Source organism: Streptomyces sp. CB02400, from assembly GCF_001905725.1.
Classification (GTDB): domain Bacteria; phylum Actinomycetota; class Actinomycetes; order Streptomycetales; family Streptomycetaceae; genus Streptomyces; species Streptomyces atrovirens.
Window position 1 is genome coordinate 58,737 of sequence record NZ_LIWB01000002.1, and the last position, 14,515, is coordinate 73,251.

Genomic DNA, 14,515 nt, shown 5'->3' on the forward strand with positions numbered 1-14,515 from the left:
TGGACCACGGTGTACGCCAGGCAAGCAGCAGGGAGCGCGACGTGCGGCCGGTTGGCAGCAAGTACCTCCTCGAGGAGCCGCTCGGTCGCGGCGCCACGGGGACCGTCTGGCGAGCCCGCCAGCGGGAGACCGCGGGCGCCGAGGCGGCCGTGCCCGGACAGCCCGGCGAGACCGTCGCGATCAAGGTCCTCAAGGAGGAGCTCGCCAACGACGCCGACATCGTGACGCGCTTCCTCCGCGAGCGCTCCGTCCTGCTCCGGCTCACCCACCCCAACATCGTCCGGGTCCGCGACCTGGTCGTCGAGGGCGATCTGCTGGCGCTGGTCATGGACCTCGTCGAGGGCCCCGACCTGCACCGCCACCTCCGTGAGAACGGTCCCTTCACCCCCGTCGCCGCCGCCCTGCTGACCGCGCAGATCGCCGACGCGCTCGGCGCCAGCCACGCCGACGGCGTGGTGCACCGCGACCTGAAGCCCGCCAACGTCCTGCTCAAGCAGCAGGGCGGCGAGATGCACCCGATGCTGACCGACTTCGGCATCGCCCGCCTCGCCGACTCCCCGGGCCTCACCCGCACCCACGAGTTCGTCGGCACGCCCGCGTACATCGCGCCCGAGTCCGCCGAGGGCCGCCCGCAGACCTCCGCCGTCGACATCTACGGCGCCGGCATCCTGCTCTACGAGCTGGTCACCGGCCGCCCGCCGTTCTCCGGCGGCTCCGCCCTGGAGGTGCTGCACCAGCACCTGAGCGCCGAACCGCGCCGCCCCTCCACGGTCCCCGACCCGCTGTGGACGGTCATCGAGCGCTGCCTGCGCAAGAACCCCGACCAGCGGCCCAGCGCCGAGAACCTCGCGCGCGGCCTGCGCGTCGTCGCCGACGGCATCGGCGTGCACGCGAACTCCGCGCAGATCGCCGCCGCCGAGAACGTCGGCGCGCTCCTCGCCCCGGACCCGGCGCCCGCGCCCGTACCCGGCGCGCCCGGCGGGGACGCCGACCCGACGCAGGTGCTGCCGCACGGCGCGAGCGCCTACGACCCCAACGGCGCGACCAGCGTCCTGCCGCAGACCGGCGGCCCGGCGGGCGCCGCCGACCCCACGGCCGTCATGCCCCCCGTACCGCCCGGACAGCCGGGGCAGCCCGGCGGCCCCGGAGCCGGCCCGGAGGACCCGCACCCCTGGCAGAACCAGCTCCGCGCGGCCCGTGACCGCAACGAGCAGACCCAGGTCCAGTACCTCGACCCGAGCGAGGACCCGCTGCGCCGCCGCCCCCAGCGGCAGGTCGCCCGGCCCCAGCAGCAGCAGCCGCCGCAGCCGCAGCAGCGGCGCCCGCAGCCCCAGCAGCGGCCCGGCCCGGGGTACGGCTACCCGCAGCAGCCCCCGCCGCAGCAGTACGCCCCGCCGCCGGAGCCGCAGCGCCGGCAGCAGCCCCAGCCCCAGCCGCAGCGGTACGCACCCCCGCCCCCGCCGCCGGAGCCGCAGCGTCCGGTCCGGGAGCCCCGGCAGCCCCGGCAGCGCGGCGCCAACCCGATGCGCATCCCCGGCCTGGGCTGTCTGAAGGGCTGCCTGTTCACGATCCTCATCCTGTTCGTCGCGAGCTGGCTGATCTGGGAGCTGAGCCCGCTCCAGGACTGGATCGGCACCGGCAAGGGCTACTGGGACCAGCTCAGCGACTGGTTCGGCTCGGTGACGGGCTGGATCGAGGACCTGGGCGGCTCCGACGAGCCCTCGGTGCCCTCCGGGACGAACTGAGCCTGTTTGCTGATTTGTCGACATCTGAAGGCTGATTTCCGGATCCGCCGTGAAGGCCGGCGCCCCGGACGCGTAGTTTTAGCGACAACACGCGTCGGTAGGAGCAGTCTTGGCACGGAGAATCGGCAGCCGGTACACCGCCCACCAGATCCTCGGGCGGGGCAGCGCCGGCACGGTGTGGCTGGGCGAGGGCCCCGACGGGCCCGTCGCCATCAAGCTGCTGCGTGAGGATCTCTCCTCGGACCAGGAGCTCGTCGGCCGCTTCGTGCAGGAGCGGACGGCGCTGCTCGGTCTGGAGCACCCGCACGTCGTCTCCGTACGCGACCTGGTGGTCGACGGCAACGATCTCGCCCTCGTCATGGACCTCGTCCGGGGCACGGACCTGCGCACCCGCCTCGACCGGGAACGCAGGCTGGCCCCCGAGGCCGCCGTGGCGATCGTCGCCGACGTCGCCGACGGCCTGGCGGCGGCCCACGCGGCCGGGGTCGTGCACCGGGACGTGAAGCCGGAGAACGTACTGCTCGACATGCAGGGCCCGCTCGGCCCCGGCGGCTCCCACCGCGCCCTGCTCACCGACTTCGGCGTGGCGAAACTCATCGACACCCCGCGCCGCACCCGCGCCACGAAGATCATCGGAACGCCCGACTACCTGGCCCCGGAGATCGTCGAGGGCCTGCCCCCGCGCGCGTCGGTCGACATCTACGCGCTGGCCACGGTCCTGTACGAGCTGCTCGCCGGCTTCACGCCGTTCGGCGGCGGCCACCCGGGCGCGGTCCTGCGCCGCCACGTCACGGAGACGGTCGTCCCCCTCCCCGGCATCCCGGACGAGCTGTGGCAGCTTCTGGTGCAGTGCCTGGCGAAGGCCCCGGCGTCCCGGCTGCGCGCCTCCGAGCTGGGCGCGCGGCTGCGGGAGCTGCTGCCGATGCTGACGGGGATGCCGCCGCTGGACGTGGACGAGCCGGACACCGAGCCCGCGGAGGAGGAGGGCGAGGAGCTCCAGCCCTCCGGGCCCGCCCCGGCCGCCGGAGAGCCGGTGCGGCGCCGCGGCGCGGTCCCGCTGGTACCGGGCGCGAAACCGGCCGACTCCAACCGCGACACGCATACGTCGATGAGGGTGCCGGCCCCCGACGAGCTGGCCGGCGGCGCCCGGGGCACGGCCCGCGCCCCCCGCGCGACAGGCGCCCGCCGCCCGGGCTCCGCCCGCAACCGCGCGATCACCCGCCGCCGCCGGCTCACCCTGGCGGTGGCGGCGGTGATCCTGGTGGCGGCAGGCGTAGGCACCTGGCTGGCCACGACGGAAGACGACACGACCCCACCCCAGGACACCCAGAACTCAGCCCCGGCCAACCCCTGACCCTCCCCTTCAGGGGCGCGGGGCTGTGTCGACATGCGGCTCCGCCGCGTGGGCGCGAAGGGGGTCCGGGGGCGAAGCCCCCAGGGACGGGAAGGGGCGGCGGGGGCGAAACAAACGACCGCCCCACGCCCAGAAGCCCCCGCCCCGACGGGCCCGGTCCAGGTAATGCCCCGCCCCGGCCCCGCCACCCTGCGTGGGCCGGCGCGCGGAGCCGTTACGCTGGAGGGCGTGGCAGTCGTCGACGTATCCGAAGAGCTCAAGTCCCTCTCCTCGACCATGGAGTCGATCGAGGCCGTCCTGGACCTCGACAAGCTGAGGGCAGACATCGCCGTGCTCGAGGAGCAGGCGGCCGCGCCGTCCCTGTGGGACAACCCGGACGAGGCGCAGAAGATCACCAGCAAGCTCTCCCACCTCCAGGCCGAGGTGCGGAAGGCCGAGGCGCTCCGGGGCCGGATCGACGATCTCTCCGTGCTCTTCGAGATGGCCGAGGAGGAGGACGACCCGGACACCCGCGCGGAGGCCGAGTCCGAGCTCGAGTCCGTCAGGAAGGCGCTGGACGAGATGGAGGTCCGGACGCTGCTCAGCGGCGAGTACGACTCCCGCGAGGCGCTCGTCAACATCCGCGCGGAGGCCGGTGGCGTCGACGCCGCAGACTTCGCCGAGAAGCTCCAGCGCATGTACCTGCGCTGGGCCGAGCAGCACGGCTACAAGACCGAGCTGATCGAGACGTCGTACGCGGAGGAGGCCGGCATCAAGTCGACCACCTTCTCCGTCCAGGCGCCCTACGCCTACGGCACCCTCTCCGTCGAGCAGGGCACGCACCGCCTGGTGCGCATCTCGCCCTTCGACAACCAGGGCCGCCGCCAGACCTCCTTCGCCGGCGTCGAGATCCTCCCCGTGGTCGAGCAGACCGACCACATCGAGATCGACGAGTCCGAGCTGCGGGTGGACGTGTACCGCTCGTCCGGCCCCGGCGGCCAGGGCGTGAACACCACCGACTCCGCGGTGCGCCTCACCCACCTCCCCACCGGCATCGTGGTCTCCTGCCAGAACGAGCGCTCCCAGATCCAGAACAAGGCCACCGCGATGAACGTCCTCCAGGCCAAGCTCCTGGAGCGGCGCCGTCAGGAGGAGCAGGCCAAGATGGACGCCCTCAAGGGCGACGGCGGCAACTCCTGGGGCAACCAGATGCGTTCGTACGTGCTGCACCCGTACCAGATGGTCAAGGACCTGCGCACGGAGCACGAGGTCGGCAACCCGGAGTCCGTGTTCAACGGCGAGATCGACGGCTTCCTGGAGGCCGGAATTCGCTGGCGCAAGCAGCAGGAGAAGTAACCTCCGGCGCGAACGCCGATTTGTCGACAAGGCAACTGCCGTCACTTGGACGGCAGTTGCCTTTTTCGTCCGGTGACATCCGGGATTTACATCACACTCACAGTTTCGTTTTCCCGCAAAGCGCGCGTAGGCGGACATCGCGTACGCAACGGCCTTGACGTTCTTTTGGAAAATGGGAAGGGTGAAGCGTGGCATGCGTATCTCTGGGGCGCATGTGAACCGGGGGGCGTTTCATCGCAGTTACCCCCGTTGATCACCGCCCCGAGCGCGGCCTCATTGACGATCAGCTACTGGGGGTAGCACACATATGACGAACAAGATGCGGATTCGCATCGCGCGCATCGCAGCCGGCGCCATGGTCGCCGCGGGTGCGTCGCTGGCGGTGGCGAGTGTCGCCCAGGCCGACGAGAACCCCACCTGTGACCTCGTGGTCGACCCGGAGTGCGTGGAGGACACGCCTGACACCCCGGACACCCCGGACACCCCGGACACGCCTGACACCCCGGATACCCCTGACACCCCGGACACGCCTGACACCCCGGATACCCCGGATACCCCGGACACGCCGGACACCCCGGACACGCCGGACACCCCGGACACGCCGGACACGCCGGATACCCCGGACACGCCGGACACGCCTGACACCCCGGACACTCCCGGGGACGATGACGAGAACCCCGTAGAGGAGCCCACCGACGACCCGACCACCCCGGGTACGGGCGGCGACGGTGACGACAACACCGGTACCACCCCGGACGGCGGCAACAACGCCTCTCCGCAGGACCAGGGCTCCTCGGCCCTCACCGACACCGGCGACGACGCCACCTCGGCCCAGGGTGGCGACGGCAAGGAGCTCGCCGAGACCGGTGCCGCCGAGACCACGTTCCTGCTGATCGGTGCCGCCACGATGATCGCCGGCGGTATCGGCTTCCGGGTGCTGCCGCGCATGATGTCCGGCCGCGGCGGCGCCGCCGCCTGACGGTGGCCGCGCGCGTACGCACCGTACGCATGACGTAGGGCGAGGGCCCGGAGCGCAACCGCGCTCCGGGCCCTCGCTTATGTCTGTGTGACCGGCGTCAGACGGTCTGGTGGGCGAGCAGCGCCACCGCCGCGACCAGCACCGCCAGCAGCGCGATCAGCGTCATGGGGTTCAGCCCCGCGAAGAAGTTCTCCTGCTGCAGCCGCTCGCGGTTCGCACGGCACACCGGGCACCGGCCCTCGCTCACGGGCGCGGCGCAGTTCGCGCACACCAGCCGGTCGTACGTCATGCGCTCGCCCTCCTCGCACCGGTTCCAGATGAACAACGCCCACCTTCTCGCGAACGTTCCCCTTCCACTGTGCCAGGTTCCTGCGGAAGCTGCGCCGGGTCGCTCTCAGAGGGGTGGTTCCGGGGGATTTCGCGGCTGCGGCGCCGTGGGGGCTGGTCGCGCAGTTCCCCGCGCCCCTGGGGGTGCTGTCCTCGCCCGGCACTGGAACAAAAGGGCGTAAGTCCTGCACAACGGCTCCGGTGCCTGCGCACGCCTGCCCGGTTCGCGTATGGTCACGCTCATCTACCCCCGGCTAACCGTGGTGCATCCGTGATCCGATTCGACAACGTGTCCAAGGCCTACCCCAAGCAGAACCGCCCCGCACTCAGGGATGTCTCCCTGGAAGTGGAGAAGGGCGAGTTCGTGTTCCTCGTGGGGTCCTCCGGCTCCGGAAAGTCCACCTTCCTGCGGCTGATCCTCCGCGAGGAGCGGGCCAGCCACGGACAGGTGCACGTCCTGGGCAAGGATCTCGCCCGCGTCTCCAACTGGAAGGTGCCGCAGATCCGGCGCCAGCTGGGGACCGTGTTCCAGGACTTCCGTCTGCTGCCGAACAAGACGGTCGCCGAGAACGTCGCCTTCGCGCAGGAGGTGATCGGCAAGTCGCGCGGTGAGATCCGCAAGTCCGTGCCGCAGGTGCTCGACCTCGTCGGGCTCGGCGGCAAGGAGGAGCGGATGCCCGGCGAGCTCTCCGGCGGTGAGCAGCAGCGCGTCGCCATCGCGCGGGCCTTCGTCAACCGGCCCAAGCTGCTCATCTGCGACGAGCCCACCGGCAACCTCGACCCGCAGACCTCCGTCGGCATCATGAAGCTGCTCGATCGCATCAACCGGACGGGCACCACCGTGGTGATGGCGACGCACGACCAGAACATCGTGGACCAGATGCGCAAGCGCGTCATCGAGCTGGAGAAGGGCCGTCTCGTCCGCGACCAGGCACGCGGCGTCTACGGCTACCAGCACTGACGCTCCACGGAAAGGCTTGATCAGACGCCATGCGCGCCCAGTTCGTCCTGTCGGAGATCGGCGTCGGTCTCCGCCGCAACCTGACGATGACCTTCGCCGTCGTCGTCTCCGTCGCCCTGTCGCTGGCCCTGTTCGGTGGGTCGCTCCTGATGAACGATCAGGTGAACACCATGAAGGGCTACTGGTACGACAAGGTCAACGTCTCCATCTTCCTGTGCAACAAGAGTGACGCCGAGTCCGACCCCAACTGCGCCAAGGGCGCGGTGACCGACGACCAGAAGGGTCAGATCAAGACCGACCTGGAGAAGATGTCGGTCGTCGACAACGTGACGTACGAGTCGCAGGACGAGGCGTACAAGCACTACAAGGAGCAGTTCGGCGACTCCCCGCTGGCCAGCTCCCTGACGCCGGACCAGATGCAGGAGTCGTACCGCATCAAGCTGAAGGACCCGGAGAAGTACCAGGTCATCGCGACCGCCTTCGACGGGCGGGACGGCGTGCAGTCGGTGCAGGACCAGAAGGGCATCCTGGACAACCTCTTCGGGCTGTTGGAGGGCATGAACATCGCCGCCCTCGCGATGATGGCGCTCATGCTGGTCGTCGCCCTGATGCTGATCGTGAACACGGTGCGCGTCTCCGCGTTCAGCCGCCGCCGCGAGACCGGCATCATGCGGCTGGTCGGCGCCTCCGGCTTCTACATCCAGACGCCGTTCATCATGGAGGCCGCGGTCGCCGGACTCATCGGCGGCATGCTCGCGTGCGGGTTCCTGGTGGTCGGCCGGTACTTCATCATCGACAACGGACTGGCCCTGTCGGAGAAGCTGAATCTGATCAACTTCATCGGCTGGGACGCCGTACTGACGAAGCTCCCGCTGATCCTCGCGACCAGTCTGCTGATGCCGGCGTTGGCCGCGTTCTTCGCGCTGCGCAAGTATCTCAAGGTGTGACTCTTGCCAAGAGGGGCGTACGGCCAACCGGCCGTGCGCCCCTTCGCGTTGTCCTAGACTCACCGGCATGTCAGGTCGTGCCCTGTTCTGTCAGCCCCGCCGCATCCGCCGTGGGGCCGCCCTGACCTTGGTGTTCGCGAGCGTGCTCGTCGCCGGCGCGGCCACGGGCAACCTCCCCGAGGCCGACGGCAGGGCCACGGCGGAGGAGGCCCCTCCGGCCGCTCCCGTCGGCCACCAGGCCGACGTCACCAGGGCGGCCGAGGAGGCCGCCGCCGACGGCACCTCTCCCATGGAGGCCGCCCAGCGCGCCGTCAGCCGCAGCGGGGACCGTTGGGCCGCCGTCTACTCCCCGGGTGAGTACGAGGAGTTCAAGGAGGCCCTGGACGGCCGGTACACCGGCGTCGGCCTGTGGGCCCGCGAGCGGGAGGGCCGTATCGAGGTGACGAAGGTGGGCGACGACACGCCCGCCGCCGACGCCGGGATCCGCGCGGGCGACCGTTTGCGCAGCGTCGACGGGGAGAAGGTCGACGGCCGGCCCGTCACGGAGGTCGTCTCCTTACTGCGCGGCGAGACCACCGGCGAGTCCGCCGGCACCACCGTCCGGCTCGGTCTGGAACGCGGCACGCGCGCGTGGCACGAGACCGTGCGCCGCGCCAGGCTGTCCCGGGACACCGTCACCGTCCGCGAGCTCGCCTCCGGGGCGACCGTCGTCAAGGTCGGCGCCTTCACCAAGGGATCGGGCGACGAGGTCCGCGCCGCCGTACGGCAGGCTCCCGCCGGCGCCGGCATCGTCCTCGACCTGCGCGGCAACTCCGGCGGTCTGGTCGCCGAGGCGGTCACCGCCGCCTCCGCCTTCCTCGACGGCGGCCTGGTCGCCACGTACGACGTCGAGGGCGAGCAGCGCGCCCTGCACGCCGAGCCCGGCGGCGACACCACCAGACCCCTGGTCGCGCTCGTCGACGGCGGCACGATGAGCGCGGCCGAACTCCTCACCGGCGCCCTGCAGGACCGCGGACGGGCGGTCGTCGTGGGCTCCCGCACCTTCGGCAAGGGCTCGGTCCAGATGCCGACCCCGCTGCCCGACGGCTCCGTCGCCGAGCTGACCGTCGGCCACTACCGCACCCCCTCCGGCCGCGGCGTCGACGGCCACGGCCTCACCCCCGACGTGGAGGCCGACGAAGAGGCGCTCCAGCGGGCCGAGACGGTCCTCAGCGGACTCGGCCGGTAGGGCACCGTCGATAATCGGCTTCCCGCCGACCCCCTCCGTAGTGCGAAAATGGGCGGCACTATGGCTAAGGAAAAAGGGCGCAAGCTGATCGCGCAGAACAAGAAGGCGCGGCACGACTACCTCATCATCGACACCTACGAGGCCGGCCTGGTCCTCACCGGCACCGAGGTGAAGTCCCTGCGCCAGGGACGGGCGTCGCTGGTGGACGGCTTCGTCCAGCTCGACGGCAACGAGGCGTGGCTGCACAACGTGCACGTCCCGGAGTACAGCCAGGGCACCTGGACCAACCACAGCGCGCGGCGCAAGCGCAAGCTGCTGCTGCACCGCGAGGAGATCGACAAGCTGGAGTCCAAGTCCCAGGAGACGGGCCACACCATCGTGCCGCTCGCCCTGTACTTCAAGGACGGCCGCGCGAAGGTCGAGATCGCGCTGGCCAAGGGCAAGAAGGAGTACGACAAGCGGCAGACGCTCCGGGAGAAGCAGGACCGGCGCGAGACCGAGCGGGCGATCTCGGCGGTCCGCAGGAAGCAGCGGGCCTGAGCGGGAACATCCCGGACCCGGGTGGCGTTGAACCCGGTACGAAGGCGGGACGACCACCGGAAACGGCGGAAGGACCGCTGGAAACGGCGGGACGACCGCCGGGAATACAGTGGCATCGTCGGGCGTTGGTCACGTACGATGGCGCAAGCACCTCATAGCGGGTGCGTGCCCCTCTCGGGGGCTTGAAAAAACAACATGGGGATGATCGGTTTCGACAGCGGCTGTCGAAGCAGGGGAAGCGTGTCGAGGAAGCGGCCATGATCTCGTAAACCACAGGCCGAAAAAAATAATCGCCAATTCCAAGCGATCTGTCTCCCAGGGCGAGCTCGCCCTCGCTGCCTGATCTTCAGGTAGCGAGCAGCGGCTCCCCTACTTAAGGGAGTGTCAGCCCGGGGATGTTCCCGACCCGGATCCTGGCATCAGCTAGGGAACTAAACCTTGATCCCGGTCACGGGGTGAAGAGGGAAACCACACAGTGACTGGGCCCGTCGGAGACTTGTCGGCGTGATCTCCGGGGCCGAGAAAAGCACAGCCGACTGCACACGGAGAAGCCCTGGTTCCGCACCGTTGGACGCGGGTTCGATTCCCGCCATCTCCACTCATCCCATGTGGGCACAGGCCCCGTCGCTTCGAGCGGCGGGGCCTTTGTCATGCGGCTTCGGGAAGAAGCCTGGGGAGGCCCGGGAGACCCAGAGAGACCCGAGGAGATCCGGAGCGGCCGGAGAGGCCCGGGACCGGGCCGGGGCCGCCCCGGTCGTCATGCCGTCCCGCGCGGTACCGTGCTCGCCCGTTCCGTCAGCCGGGGCGGCAGCAGGGTGGTCCCCGGTACGGGGAGACCGGACAGCTTCCGTACGAGCAGGTGCACCGCGCGGGTGCCCAGCTCCGCCGACGGCACGGCGACCGAGGTGACCGGGACGCGGGCCGACGCGGCGACGGGGGACGGGCAGACGGCGGTCAGGGACAGATCGCCGGGGACGCTCAGCCCCAGCCGCTCGAAGGCGTCGATCAGCGGATCGATCAGCGGTTCGTTGTGCACGACCACCCCCGTCAGCGCCGGCAGCTCGCGCACCAGCCGCTCGGCGATCGCGCGGGCGGCGTCACGGCCGGCCCCGCACGGATGCACGGCCGAGGTGAGCCGGTGCCGGTCGGCGGCAGCCGTGAAGCCCTCCACCAGCCGCCGCGCGAACGCGGTCCGCCGCACGTACACCTCCGGCGGCGAGCCGACCAGCGCCACCACCCGGTGCCCGAGCCGCGCCAGATGGTCCACACACAGCTCACCGGCCGCCCGGAAGTCCAGGTCGACACAGGTCAGCCCGTCCGGCTCGGCGGGCACGCCGATCAGCACGGACGGCAAGGACCCCGCGCGCAGCAGCGGCAGCCGGGAGTCCTGGAGCTGTACGTCCATCACGATCACCCCGTCCGCCAGCCGGGTGTCCGCGACGCGCCCGATGCCCTCCTCGCCCTCGCCCTGGGTGAGCATCAGCACGTCGTGGTCGTGGGCGCGGGCGGCGGTGACCACCGACACCGCGAACTGCGTGACCACCGGCACGTGGACGCCGGAGCGCATCGGGACCGCCAGGGCCAGCACCTTCGACCGGTGGCCGGCCGCGCCCCGGCCACCGCCGTCCGCGCGGTAGCCCAGTTCGCGGACGGCCGCCTGCACCCGGAGCCGGGTCGCGTCGGAGATCGGACGCTTGCCGCTGAGCGCGTACGAGACCGTACTGGGGGAGACCCCGGCGCGCCGGGCCACATCCGTGATCTTCACCATCGGGGGTCCTCATCTGCACGGTCCGTGGGGATGCAGAAAGCGGTTTCGAAGCGCTTCGACGGGTGAAGGTATGTGCGGGACCTGTGCCCGTCAATGGGTCGGGAGGGAATCGGTGGAGCGGTTCGACGGCCCGAACAGGACAGAGGTGCAGAGGGCCACGAGAAGGGCGATCGCGGCCGCCGCCACCGGCACGCCGTACCCGGCCGTCGCCGAGACGTGCTCCACCGTCCAGCCGCCCGCCGCGCTGCCGCAGGCGATCCCGCCGAGCAGGCCGGTCACCGCGAGCGTCATGCCCTCGTTCAGCCGGTCCTCGGGCGTGTACCGCTGGACCAGGGTCATGGTGGTGACCATGGTGGGGGCGGTCGCCATCCCGGCGACCAGCAGCGCCCCCGCCAGCAGCACCAGCGAGCCGGTGAGCCCGGCCGCGAGCAGCGGCAGGGTCATCAGCGCGGCCATCGCGGCCAGGCACCACGGCAGCCGGGACCGCGCGGACCCCGCCGGGCGTATCGCCCCGTACAGCAGCCCCGCCGCACAGGAACCGGCCGCCTGGAGCGCGAGCACGGCGCCGGACGCCGCGCGGTGCCCCCGCTCGTCCGCGAACGCGAGGGTGACGACCTCCAGCGAGCCGAACACCGCGCCCGTCGCGAGACAGACCACCAGCAGCGGCCGCATGCCGGGCGACCGGAACGGCGCCCGCGCGGAGGAGCGCCGTGCGGCCGGCGGCTCGGTCGACCGCTGGGCGGTGAACAGAACGGTGCCCGTCAGCAGCAGTACGGCACCCACGAGCGTGCCCGCCTCCGGGAAGAACGTCCCGCACAGGAAGGCCGCGAGCACCGGGCCGAGCATGAAGCACAGTTCGTCGGCGGCCTGTTCGAAGGAGTTCGCGGTGTGCAGGGCCTCGGCGTCCCCCTTCAGCAGGTGCGCCCAGCGGGCCCGCGACATCCCGCCGGTGTTGGGGGTGGTGGCGGTGGCGGCGTAGGAGGCGAACAGGGTCCAGTCCGGGGCGCCGTGCCGCACGCAGAGCAGCAGCGCGAGGGAGCCGAGTACGGCGAACACCGTGGCCGGCAGGGCGACACGGGCCTGTCCGTACCGGTCGACCAGGCGCGCGGTCCACGGCGCGACCACCGCCGTCGCCGCCAGGCCCGTCGCGGTGACGGCGCCGGCCAGGGCGTACGAGTCCCGCGTCCCGGCGATCATCACGACCGCGCTCACGCTGAACATGCCCATCGGCAGCCGCGCGATCAGGTTCCCGGCGGTGAACGCGCGGGTGCCGGGCAGTGCGAAGAGACGGCGGTACGGGCCCTTGGGGCGGCGGTACGGGCCCTTCGCGCTGGGCCCGTTCCGCCCGCGCGGGCCGAAGTCGACGGCGACCAGGGTGTCGGCGGTGACCGCGAACAGGGGAGTGTCCCGGGTGGCCCGGGAGGTCGGCTGAGGCATGACACCACCGTCGCCCGCGGTCGTACGGCCGGTCCAACACCTTCCCCGCACCGATTGACGCACCTGTGTTGTAAGTTCACGTCATGGCCGCCCCCGCCCACCTCGACCCCCGCCTGCTGCGCGCCTTCGTGACCGTCGCCGAGGAGCTGCACTTCACCCGGGCCGCCACGCGCCTCTACGTCGCCCAGCAGGCGCTCAGCCGGGACGTACGGCGGCTGGAACGCGACCTGGGCAGCGAGCTGTTCGTACGGACCACCCGCCAGGTGACCCTGACCGCCGACGGCGAACGCCTGCTGCCGTACGCCCGCGCGGTGCTCCAGGCGCAGGACGACCTGCTCGCCGCCGCCGGACAGGCCCGCCCCCTGCTGGTGGACCTCAACTCGCCGGGCCTCGCCACCCCGCGCCGGATACTGCACCGGGCCCGCGAACTCGCCCCCGCCCACGAACTGATGGCCCGCTACGAGAGCGGGCTGACCGGGGCCGCGGGGGAACTGCTCGCGGGGCGGCTCGACGCGTCGTTCGGACGGTTCGCGGGCCTCGCCCCCGCACTGCGGGCCGGACTCGACCAGCAGCCCGTGCGCCACGAGCCGATGGCGGTCGTCCTGCCCGAGGACCACCCGCTGGCCGCACTGACCGAGGTGCCGCTCGCCGCACTCGCCGGCGAGACGGTCTACGCCGGTGCCGGGAACCCCCGTACACCGGAGTGGACGGACCTCGCGCGGTCGCTGTTCGAGGGGCGGGGGATCACGCTCGCGTCGCCCGCGCCGCTGGCCGTCGGGGAGGAGGAGTTCCAGCGGATCATGGCCAGAACACGTCATCCGATCCTCGCCGTGGTCGACTTTCCGCCACTGCCCTCGACGGTGCTGCGCCCTCTCGTGGATCCGGTTCCGTTGTCACCCGTGTCCCTGGTGTGGAGGAAAGGGATGATCCATCCCGCTCTGGACGCCCTGCGGCGGGCGGCGGCCGTCGTCGCCGCCGAGGAGGGCTGGCTGCGGCGGCCGGACGGGGGATGGCTGCCCGATCGGGATATTGTCGTGATGGCGGCCCGGTGATGTCTCACTACTGACACGAACGACTGCCGCGGGAACACAGGGCCTCCACGTACGCTACATTCGGTCCCCGAGCACGGTGTGATAAACGGGGCGCTCGGAGCGGGTGGGGGCCCGGTCCGCCGACGGGTGCTCGGGTCGTACGTGCGCACCGTAAGTGCCCTGTGGGGGGAAGTGCGTGCGCGTGGAGAATTGGCGAGAAGACGCCCAACCGGATCGGCCCGAGGGCGCGTCGGCGTTCGACAGGAACGCCGAGGACGAGGACCTGCGTGAGACGAGGGTCCTCCCCCTGGGAGAGAAGCCCGCCGACGCGGACGTGCGCGACGCCGGCCCCGGCTCCCTCGAGGACCGCTGGGCCCGCCTCGGAGTCTTCCCCAGCGGCAACGACAAGACCCAGGTCCTGCCCGACACCGCTCACCGCGCGGAGCCCCCCGCCCGGCCCGGGCCGCGGACCGGTGACACCCGTGGCCCCGCGGCGCCGCACCGGACGACACCGTCCGGGGGCCGTCCGGACGGCCCCCGGAACACCGAGCGCCCCGCGGCGCCGACGCCGGGTCGGCCGGATGCTCCCTGGGACGCCGAGCGCCCTGCGGCGCCGGGTCGGACGGCACCGTCCGAGAGCCCGGCGGACGGTCCCCGGAATGCCGGACGCCCCGCGGCGCCGCACCGGACCACGCCGTCCGAAAGCCGGCCGGACGCTTCCTGGGACGCCGAGCGCACCACCGCCCTGCGCGTCCCCCGCCAGCCGGGCGGCGCCCCCGGCGCCAAGTCGGCAGACCCCTCCTCCCGGCAGGGTGGAGCACGCCTCTCGGGCGACCGAGGAGCGGCCGGCTCCCCGCCGGCCT

Annotated in this window: 12 protein-coding genes and 1 other RNA gene; 10 read left to right on the forward strand and 3 right to left on the reverse strand. The window is 71.8% G+C overall.

Features of this window, described 5'->3' with window-relative positions; genetic code table 11:
* Positions 1–41 precede the first annotated feature (41 nt).
* The 4 genes from AMK33_RS05320 to AMK33_RS43660 all read left to right on the forward strand — a co-directional run bounded on the left by AMK33_RS05320 (position 42) and on the right by AMK33_RS43660 (position 5,413).
* The gene (locus tag AMK33_RS05320) at positions 42–1,745 is read left to right on the forward strand and encodes a serine/threonine-protein kinase (RefSeq protein WP_073931576.1); all 1,704 of its coding nucleotides are present in this window, start codon (positions 42–44) and stop codon (positions 1,743–1,745) included.
* A 109-nt stretch (positions 1,746–1,854) separates the two neighbouring features.
* A complete protein-coding gene (locus AMK33_RS05325; protein ID WP_073931577.1) occupies positions 1,855–3,099 on the forward strand; it encodes a serine/threonine-protein kinase in 1,245 nt (414 codons plus the stop codon).
* Between the two features lie 228 nt (positions 3,100–3,327).
* The gene (gene prfB, locus AMK33_RS05330) at positions 3,328–4,434 is read left to right on the forward strand and encodes a peptide chain release factor 2 (RefSeq protein ID WP_073931578.1); all 1,107 of its coding nucleotides are present in this window, start codon (positions 3,328–3,330) and stop codon (positions 4,432–4,434) included.
* 319 nt (positions 4,435–4,753) lie between these two features.
* A complete protein-coding gene (locus AMK33_RS43660; protein WP_327378530.1) occupies positions 4,754–5,413 on the forward strand; it encodes an LPXTG cell wall anchor domain-containing protein in 660 nt (219 codons plus the stop codon).
* A 97-nt stretch (positions 5,414–5,510) separates the two neighbouring features.
* Here the strand turns inward: AMK33_RS43660 and AMK33_RS05340 are convergent, their stop codons facing one another.
* Positions 5,511–5,702, reverse strand: a complete 192-nt coding sequence (locus tag AMK33_RS05340; protein WP_073932041.1) for a hypothetical protein — start codon at positions 5,700–5,702, stop codon at positions 5,511–5,513.
* A gap of 309 nt (positions 5,703–6,011) precedes the next feature.
* Between AMK33_RS05340 and ftsE the strand changes: the two genes are divergently transcribed.
* The 5 genes from ftsE to ssrA all read left to right on the forward strand — a co-directional run bounded on the left by ftsE (position 6,012) and on the right by ssrA (position 10,017).
* Positions 6,012–6,701, forward strand: a complete 690-nt coding sequence (gene ftsE / locus AMK33_RS05345) for a cell division ATP-binding protein FtsE (protein WP_030868506.1) — start codon at positions 6,012–6,014, stop codon at positions 6,699–6,701.
* Positions 6,702–6,730: 29 nt separating this feature from the next.
* Positions 6,731–7,648, forward strand: coding sequence for a permease-like cell division protein FtsX (gene ftsX, locus AMK33_RS05350; RefSeq protein ID WP_073931579.1), 918 nt, complete (start codon positions 6,731–6,733; stop codon positions 7,646–7,648).
* Positions 7,649–7,715: 67 nt separating this feature from the next.
* Entirely contained in the window at positions 7,716–8,876 is a 1,161-nt protein-coding gene (locus AMK33_RS05355) for a S41 family peptidase (protein WP_079194759.1), read from the forward strand.
* A 60-nt stretch (positions 8,877–8,936) separates the two neighbouring features.
* Complete coding sequence (smpB, locus tag AMK33_RS05360) at positions 8,937–9,416, forward strand: SsrA-binding protein SmpB (protein WP_030834350.1); 480 nt, start codon at positions 8,937–8,939, stop codon at positions 9,414–9,416.
* A gap of 197 nt (positions 9,417–9,613) precedes the next feature.
* Positions 9,614–10,017: a transfer-messenger RNA gene (ssrA, locus tag AMK33_RS05365) on the forward strand.
* 156 nt (positions 10,018–10,173) lie between these two features.
* On the opposite strand, the gene AMK33_RS05370 is transcribed toward ssrA, so the two are convergent.
* Entirely contained in the window at positions 10,174–11,184 is a 1,011-nt protein-coding gene (locus AMK33_RS05370) for a LacI family DNA-binding transcriptional regulator (RefSeq protein WP_073931581.1), read from the reverse strand.
* Positions 11,185–11,274: 90 nt separating this feature from the next.
* A complete protein-coding gene (locus tag AMK33_RS05375) occupies positions 11,275–12,621 on the reverse strand; it encodes an MFS transporter (protein WP_073931582.1) in 1,347 nt (448 codons plus the stop codon).
* 83 nt (positions 12,622–12,704) lie between these two features.
* On the opposite strand from AMK33_RS05375, the gene AMK33_RS05380 reads away from it, so the two are divergent.
* The gene (locus tag AMK33_RS05380; protein WP_073931583.1) at positions 12,705–13,673 is read left to right on the forward strand and encodes a LysR family transcriptional regulator; all 969 of its coding nucleotides are present in this window, start codon (positions 12,705–12,707) and stop codon (positions 13,671–13,673) included.
* The last annotated feature ends 842 nt before the right edge of the window (positions 13,674–14,515 follow it).

Coding starts and splice junctions, on each gene's coding strand:
- AMK33_RS43660 (WP_327378530.1), top strand. CDS start 4,754: ATGCGGATTCGCATCGCGCGCATCGCAGCCGGCGCCATGGTCGCCGCG.
- AMK33_RS05370 (WP_073931581.1), bottom strand. CDS start 11,184: ATGGTGAAGATCACGGATGTGGCCCGGCGCGCCGGGGTCTCCCCCAGT.
- AMK33_RS05355 (WP_079194759.1), top strand. CDS start 7,716: ATGTCAGGTCGTGCCCTGTTCTGTCAGCCCCGCCGCATCCGCCGTGGG.
- ftsX (WP_073931579.1), top strand. CDS start 6,731: ATGCGCGCCCAGTTCGTCCTGTCGGAGATCGGCGTCGGTCTCCGCCGC.
- smpB (WP_030834350.1), top strand. CDS start 8,937: ATGGCTAAGGAAAAAGGGCGCAAGCTGATCGCGCAGAACAAGAAGGCG.
- AMK33_RS05340 (WP_073932041.1), bottom strand. CDS start 5,702: ATGACGTACGACCGGCTGGTGTGCGCGAACTGCGCCGCGCCCGTGAGC.
- AMK33_RS05375 (WP_073931582.1), bottom strand. CDS start 12,621: ATGCCTCAGCCGACCTCCCGGGCCACCCGGGACACTCCCCTGTTCGCG.
- AMK33_RS05380 (WP_073931583.1), top strand. CDS start 12,705: ATGGCCGCCCCCGCCCACCTCGACCCCCGCCTGCTGCGCGCCTTCGTG.